Origin of the sequence: Bradyrhizobium sp., from assembly GCF_030693485.1 — a bacterium.
Lineage (GTDB): Bacteria > Pseudomonadota > Alphaproteobacteria > Rhizobiales > Xanthobacteraceae > Bradyrhizobium.
The window spans coordinates 21,407-27,955 of sequence record NZ_JAUYAN010000263.1 but is presented as its reverse complement, the minus strand read 5'-3'; the positions used below and the strand labels follow the sequence as shown (position 1 = coordinate 27,955).

Below are 6,549 nucleotides of genomic sequence, written 5' to 3'. Positions count from 1 at the left end.
ATGGAAGTCTCCGGCGGCGTCGGCACCATCGTCGGCTTCGTGCACGACTGGGCCAATCCCGAAAATACCCGCCGCAGCTGGGACATGGTGGCGCGCTATGTGGTGCCGGAGATCAACGGCCATATCGCAAAACTGCGCGAGTCGCAGAAATTCCTGATCGAGAACCGCGCGGTGTTCGAGCGTGCCGGCCAGGCCGTGATGGCCAAGATCATGGAAAACGACAAGGCTGCCGCCGCCCTTTCGCTCACCGGCCCGGGCCGCGTCGCGATCCCGACCATCAACGCACCGGATCTGCAGAAGGAAGCCGCCAAGCGGAAGGCGTAACGCGACGCGGCGATTTTGCGCGCCGGTTCATTCGATCACCTTTGCAGAACCCGGACAAAGCCGTATTTTCCTGACTGAGATGGACCGCGACCATCAGGAGCAATTGCCATGTCGATGCACAGTGTGGTTTCCCCCGCCTTCACCTTCACCCCGCCGAAGCGCAATTCGCTGACGCATATTCCGGGTGACGAAGGTTGGCCGGTCATCGGCAAGACGCTTCACGTGCTCGCCGATCCCAAGGGTCAGGTCGAACGGGCAGCGGCGCGATACGGGCTGGTCTATCGCAGCCACCTGTTCGGCGAAACCAGCCTCACCCTGCTCGGACCGGAAGCCAACGAACTGGTGCTGTTCGACCAGGCCAAGCTGTTTTCCTCGATGCACGGCTGGGGCCGGATTCTCGGGCTGTTGTTTCCGCGCGGATTGATGCTGCTCGACTTCGAGGAACATCGGCTGCACCGTCGCGCGTTGTCGGTCGCCTTCAAGTCGGGGCCGATGAAATCCTATCTTGCCGATCTCGACACCGGCATCGCGGCACGGGTTTCGCAGTGGAAGGCGCAGCCAGGGCCGATGCTGCTTTATCCCGCCATGAAACAGCTCACGCTCGATCTCGCCGCGACCTCGTTCCTGGGCGCCGACATCGGGCCCGAGGTCGACGACATCACCCGTGCCTTCGTCGATATGGTGGCGGCCTCGGTCGCCGTGATCCGCAAGCCGCTGCCCGGCACGGCGATGGCGCGCGGCGTCAACGGCCGCAAGCGCATCGTCGCCTATTTTTCCGAACAGATCCCTATCCGCCGCGCCAAGGGCGGCGGCGACGACCTGTTCTCGCAGCTGTGCCACGCCACCCACGAGGACGGTGCGCTGCTGTCGACGCAGGATATCGTCGACCACATGAGTTTTCTGATGATGGCGGCACACGATACACTGACGTCGTCGCTGACATCGTTCATCGGGGCGCTGGCGGCCAGTCCGCAATGGCAGGACAGGCTGCGCCAAGAGGTAGCGGGGCTGGGCGTCGCCGCCGGCGAGCCGACCAGCCTCGACAATCTCGAGGCCATGAAGCTGACCGAGATGGCCTTCAAGGAAGCGCTAAGGCTGAAGCCGCCGGTGCCGTCGATGCCGCGGCGCGCGGTCCGCGATTTCACCTTCAAGGGCTACGCGATCCCGGCCGGCGCCATGCTCGGTGTCAATCCGCTGTTCACCCACCACATGCCCGAGATCTGGCCCGATCCCGAAACCTTCGACCCCATGCGCTTCACCGAGGAGGCGCAACGCGGCCGACACCGTTTTGCCTGGGTGCCGTTCGGCGGCGGCGCGCATATGTGCCTCGGGCTGCACTTCGCCTACATGCAGGCGAAATGCTTTGCGCGGCACTTCCTGCAGAATCTCGAGGTCTCGCTGGAGCCGGGCTACACCCCGGACTGGCAGATGTGGCCGATCCCGAAGCCGCGCGACGGGTTGCGGGTGACGCTGAAGCCGGTATGAGATTGGACTTGATGGCTGCCTCTCCGCCACTCTGGCCGTCATCCCCGCGCAACGGCTTCGCCGTTGCGCGGGGATGACGACTAATCCAGAAACGTCGTCAGCTGCGCGCCCTCGTCCGCCACGAACACCGCGATCAATTCGGCGGGCTCGGTATTGCTCGCATTGGCCGAGACCAGATGGGTCGCCCCCGGCGGCTCGAAGAACGACTGACCGACCCTGAAGGTCTCGACCGGACCGCCGCCAAGCTGCGAGCGGATCTCGCCCCTGGTGACATAGGCGGTGACCGAGCCCGCATGCCGATGGGCGCGGGTAAAGCCGCCGGGGCCGTAGAACACCCGCACGATGGTGACGCGCTTGCCCGGCACGTTCGGCAGCGCGTAGGAGCCGATCGGCTCGACGACATCGAGGGTCGATCCCGTGGGCGAGCTGCTGGCACAGAGCGGCGCGATGGCCGCCGAGATGGCGTCCATCGTCGATGGCAAGGCCTTGCCGATCACGAAGGCGCAGGCGAGGCCGGCGATGACGGCCAGATGCAGCGGGCGGATTGGGGTTTGACCGAGCGACGCGGCGAATGTTGCGGACATCATGACCTCCTCAATTCCATCTCCCCGTCATTCCGGGGCGATGCGAAGCATCGAACCCGGAATCCTGGGATTCCGGGTTCGCCTCCTCGAGGCGCACAGGAATGACGGCGACTACCCTCCCGTCGCCTTCTCAAATTTCTCGCGCAACCCGACATAGCCCTGCTGCTGCACCGTCCAGTTCTTGCCGCCGGTGATCGCGCCGTCGATCACGAGATCATGGCCGTTGATAAAGCTGGACTCGTCGCTGGCGAGAAACACCGCGGCGTGGGCGATATCCTCAGGGAGTCCGGCGCGCGGAATCGGTTGCGCCGATTTGTAGACTCCGTGCATCAGTTCGGGCGTCTTCTCCGCCGCCTCCACGGACAGGCCCAGCGCCTTGCCGAAAATGCCGGTGGCGATCACGCCGGGGGAAATCGAGTTGACGCGGATGCCAACTTCGCCGAGCTCCATCGCCACGCATTTGGTGAGATGGATGACGGCGGCCTTGGCCGCGCCATAGACCAGCGAGGTGGAATAGCCGGCGAGCCGTCCGGCGATGCTGCCATTGTTGATGATGCTGCCGGAGCCCTGCTTTCGCATATGCGGCGCGGCGTATTTCATGCCGAGCATCACGCTGCGCACCAGGGTCACCATCGCGGCGTCGAAGCGGGCGGCGTCGAGGCCCTCGATGCCGCCGGTCTGCGCCGGGCCGCCGGCATTGTTGAACAGGCAATCAATGCGGCCGAATTTCTCGACCGACAGCTCGATCAGCGCGCGGATCTGCTCGTCGACCATGACGTCGGTCTGGCGGAAGACGCAGTTGGCGCCGAGCTTTTTGGCCAGCGCCTCACCCTCCGGCACGCGCCGCCCGGCGATGACGACCCTGGCGCCTTCGGCGACGAAAATCTCGGCGGTGCGCAGTCCGATGCCGCTCGTCGCCCCTGTGATCACCGCGACCTTGCCGTCCAGCCGTCCCATGTCGTTCTCCCATTTGATCGCTCTTGATTTGAATTTATCTCCGGACTGCCGGAACTACGCAAGCCATGCTTTGTTGCGTGGCAGCGTCCTCGATACGAGGACGGCTAACGCCGTTCCCGGCCGCGAATGGCGGGAATTTGCTCTATGCTCGGCCTTATTTTGGATTCGCTGATCGGCTGAAGTCAGTCATGGGGAAATTGATCGACGAATTTCGGCTGGCCTGGCGGGGAATATCCCCGCCATCGCCGTATCTCGGCATCGGATTTGCGGCTGGCTGCCTCGCGCTTTCGACCGCGGCGCGGTGGGGCCTGTCCCTGATCCGGCCGGATGTATTCTTCACGCCGTATTTTCCGGCCGTAGTCTTTGCCACCGTGTTCGGCGGCTTCCGGCTCGGAATCGCGACGGCGCTGGCCGGCGGCGCGCTTGGCATGACGCTGAATTTCGGCGAGGCTACGGCCGATTTCGCCCGACTGGCGCTGCTGGCCGCCTACCTGATCGCCTGCGCCCTCACAATATGGGGCGTCGAGCACTACCGCTCGATCGCTTCGCAGCAGCGCGAGATTTCGAAGCGGCTGATCCGGGAAGAGGAGTATCGCAAGCTCATTGTCGGTGAATTGCAGCACCGGCTGAAGAATAAACTATCGACAATCCACGCCGTTCTGCGCCAGGTGCTGCATGACCGGCCGGAAATCTGGGCCGGCGTCGATCAGCGGCTGCGAGCACTGTCCAGGACCGATGACCTGATCGCCAGCGTCGACGGCCGGGGTTGCGACATCAGGGATCTCCTGATCTCCGAACTCGGACCCTACGGCCATGTCCGGTTCAACCTGAATGGAAGCCCGCTGTTCCTTCCCGACAAGCTGGCGGTGAGCCTCGCCCTGATATTCCACGAGCTCGCCACCAATGCCGGCAAATACGGCGCGTTTTCCTCGCCGCGCGGCCTCTTGCAGGTATCGTGGCTGGTGACAGACGATCGTCTCAACATCGCCTGGGACGAGACCGAAGGCCCTCCGATCGGAAGCGTCGGGGCGGCCGGCTTCGGCACCAAGCTGTTGAAATCGGCGCTCACCTCGTTCGACGGCAAGACCGAAATTGCTTTTCTGAAGACCGGGGTACACTGCACGATGCAGTGTCGCATGCCCGCGAGCTGAAGCGCCTCCTTTTAGGGCATCGCGCGGGCCACATTTACCCGCGACAGGGCGTTGCGAAATCGCGTTAGAGTTCTGTTAATGACGATCGAGGCGGATACCGTTCAAATCGTATACTCGCACAAGTGAAGCCGACTTTTTGAGTTCCACTTAACCAAAACTACAAGAGCTTCCGCCAGAGTCCGCGCCATGCAAAGCCGGACCCAACACGAGCAGCGGATCGCCGCGACCGAAGGCGATAGCGAACTCGCTCTCGCTACCGAATTGAGGATTCTGAGGGATGTCTTCAGAATGCTTCCGACCGGCGTGACGGTGCAGGACGAGCAGGGCCGCTTCCTGCTGGTGAACGACGCCGCCGCGGCCCAGCTCGGGATGGCCGGGAGCGAAGCGGAGTCGCCTGCCTCGAAGGAACTGGACCATCGCCGCACCACCGGCATGGAGCTGCTGCGCACCGGCAGCCACGCCGTTGCGGAGGAATGCGTCAACAGCGACCAGGCCAGGCAGGTCTTTCTCACCACCCACCGGCCGGTTCGAATCGCGGACCGCAACCTGTTGCTGTCGAGTTCTGCCGACATCAGCGAGCAAAAGGCCCTTGAGGATCAGCTGTTCCGGTCGGCCTATTACGATGAACTGACCGGCCTGCCGAACAGGGGCGTGATCGAACACCGCGTCAACAGTCTGCTGAAGCGCGACGAGCCGCACGGCAGCTTCGCGCTGGCCTTTCTCGACATCGATAATTTCAAGCACATCAACGACTATTACGGCCATCCGCTCGGGGATGCGCTGCTGATCGAGGTCGCCAAGCGTCTCGGGATGGACCTGCGCGAAACGGACATGCTGTCGCGAATCAGCGGCGATGAATTCCTGCTGCTGCTTAACCCGATCCAGAGCGAGCAGGAGGTGGCGGAATACATCCGGTTCACGCTGGAGCGGCTGCGGGCTCCGTACTTCATCGACGGATCGGAAATCTTCGCCTCGACCTCGATCGGGATCAGCCTTTATCCCGAGCATGGCCGCAGCTACGACCTGCTGCGCCAGAACGCCGATATCGCGATGTACCGCGTCAAGAACGACGGCAAGGGCTCGGCGGCCTTCTTCGATTCCGGCATGGAGCGCGAAGCGCTGGCGCGCATGAAGGTCGAGCAGTCGCTGCGGCTCGCCATCCTGGAGAAGCGCTTCTGCTGCGCCTTCCAGACCAAGGTCGACATCCGCACCCAGGACATCAAGGGCATCGAGGCGCTGGTGCGGCTGCGCGACGATGAAGGCGTCATTCAGGCCCCCGGCACTTTCATCAATCTCGCCGTCGAGCTTGGACTGATCGACGAGCTCACCCATCTGGTGCTGGCCGAAATCGTCAAGTCGATCGATCTGATCAACGAGACCTTCGGCCCCGACGCCTCCATCAGCATCAACGTCGCGGCCAAGCAGGCCTGCAACCCGGAATTCATGCGGGCGTTTGCGCTGGCCCTGGAGGCCACCGGCTATCCCGAGCGCTTCATGATCGAGGTGACGGAGGACGCCTTCGTCACCAAGACCCATTTCCAGGACGAGATCCTGCCGATCTTCCGGAAACTGGGGGTGCGGATTTCGATCGACGATTTCGGCACCGGCTATTCGTCGCTGTCGGCGCTTGCCGACATCACCGCCGACGAAATCAAGATCGACCGCTCCTTCATCACCGACATTCACAAGCGTCCGCGCAGCCAGGGCATCCTGCGGGCGATCGAATCGCTGAGCGAGGCGCTCGGCATGACCGTGATCGCGGAGGGCATCGAAACGTTCGAGGAACTCGCCTACCTGCAGGCCGCCACCAAGATCCGCTATGCGCAGGGCTACTACTTCTCGCGGCCGATCTTCCTGGAAGAACTGCGGCCATCGATACCCGTCGCCAGCGAGGCGCGCGCCAGCCTGGCGAGCCGCCCGCCGCAGGAAAACCGCCCGACCCACGCTCGCGGCGAGCGCTATCGCCGCTGAGCGTTCCATTCGGCAACGGCTGCCAGTCGGCGTGCAGGACGCGCCGCGTTAAACCTTAAGTAACCGGATTTCCTAAC

5 protein-coding genes and 1 pseudogene are annotated in these 6,549 nt (G+C 63.6%); 4 read left to right on the top strand and 2 right to left on the bottom strand.

The features are described from left to right. Both Q8N40_RS19335 and Q8N40_RS19330 read left to right on the top strand, forming a co-directional pair. A pseudogene (locus Q8N40_RS19335) lies at window positions 1–324 on the top strand (flavin-dependent oxidoreductase); the annotation flags it as partial. A gap of 108 nt (window positions 325–432) precedes the next feature. Then, window positions 433–1,809, top strand: a complete 1,377-nt coding sequence (locus Q8N40_RS19330; protein ID WP_305712941.1) for a cytochrome P450 — start codon at window positions 433–435, stop codon at window positions 1,807–1,809. Between the two features lie 80 nt (window positions 1,810–1,889). On the opposite strand, the gene Q8N40_RS19325 is transcribed toward Q8N40_RS19330, so the two are convergent. Next, the gene (locus Q8N40_RS19325) at window positions 1,890–2,393 is read right to left on the bottom strand and encodes a cupin domain-containing protein (protein WP_371135746.1); all 504 of its coding nucleotides are present in this window, start codon (window positions 2,391–2,393) and stop codon (window positions 1,890–1,892) included. 111 nt (window positions 2,394–2,504) lie between these two features. Beyond that, on the bottom strand, window positions 2,505–3,350 hold the full coding sequence (locus Q8N40_RS19320) for an SDR family NAD(P)-dependent oxidoreductase (RefSeq protein ID WP_305320675.1): 846 nt from the start codon (window positions 3,348–3,350) through the stop codon (window positions 2,505–2,507). 188 nt (window positions 3,351–3,538) lie between these two features. Between Q8N40_RS19320 and Q8N40_RS19315 the strand changes: the two genes are divergently transcribed. Then, window positions 3,539–4,501, top strand: coding sequence for a sensor histidine kinase (locus Q8N40_RS19315; protein ID WP_305320674.1), 963 nt, complete (start codon window positions 3,539–3,541; stop codon window positions 4,499–4,501). A gap of 288 nt (window positions 4,502–4,789) precedes the next feature. Further along, window positions 4,790–6,472 (top strand): putative bifunctional diguanylate cyclase/phosphodiesterase, encoded by a 1,683-nt coding sequence (locus tag Q8N40_RS19310; RefSeq protein WP_371135748.1) that lies wholly within the window; start codon window positions 4,790–4,792, stop codon window positions 6,470–6,472. Window positions 6,473–6,549: the final 77 nt, after the last annotated feature.

Bases quoted from the DNA above. Each gene is read 5' to 3' on its own strand.
- Q8N40_RS19310 (WP_371135748.1), top strand. From the start codon at position 4,790: ATGCTTCCGACCGGCGTGACGGTGCAGGACGAGCAGGGCCGCTTCCTG.
- Q8N40_RS19320 (WP_305320675.1), bottom strand. From the start codon at position 3,350: ATGGGACGGCTGGACGGCAAGGTCGCGGTGATCACAGGGGCGACGAGC.
- Q8N40_RS19315 (WP_305320674.1), top strand. From the start codon at position 3,539: ATGGGGAAATTGATCGACGAATTTCGGCTGGCCTGGCGGGGAATATCC.
- Q8N40_RS19330 (WP_305712941.1), top strand. From the start codon at position 433: ATGTCGATGCACAGTGTGGTTTCCCCCGCCTTCACCTTCACCCCGCCG.
- Q8N40_RS19325 (WP_371135746.1), bottom strand. From the start codon at position 2,393: ATGTCCGCAACATTCGCCGCGTCGCTCGGTCAAACCCCAATCCGCCCG.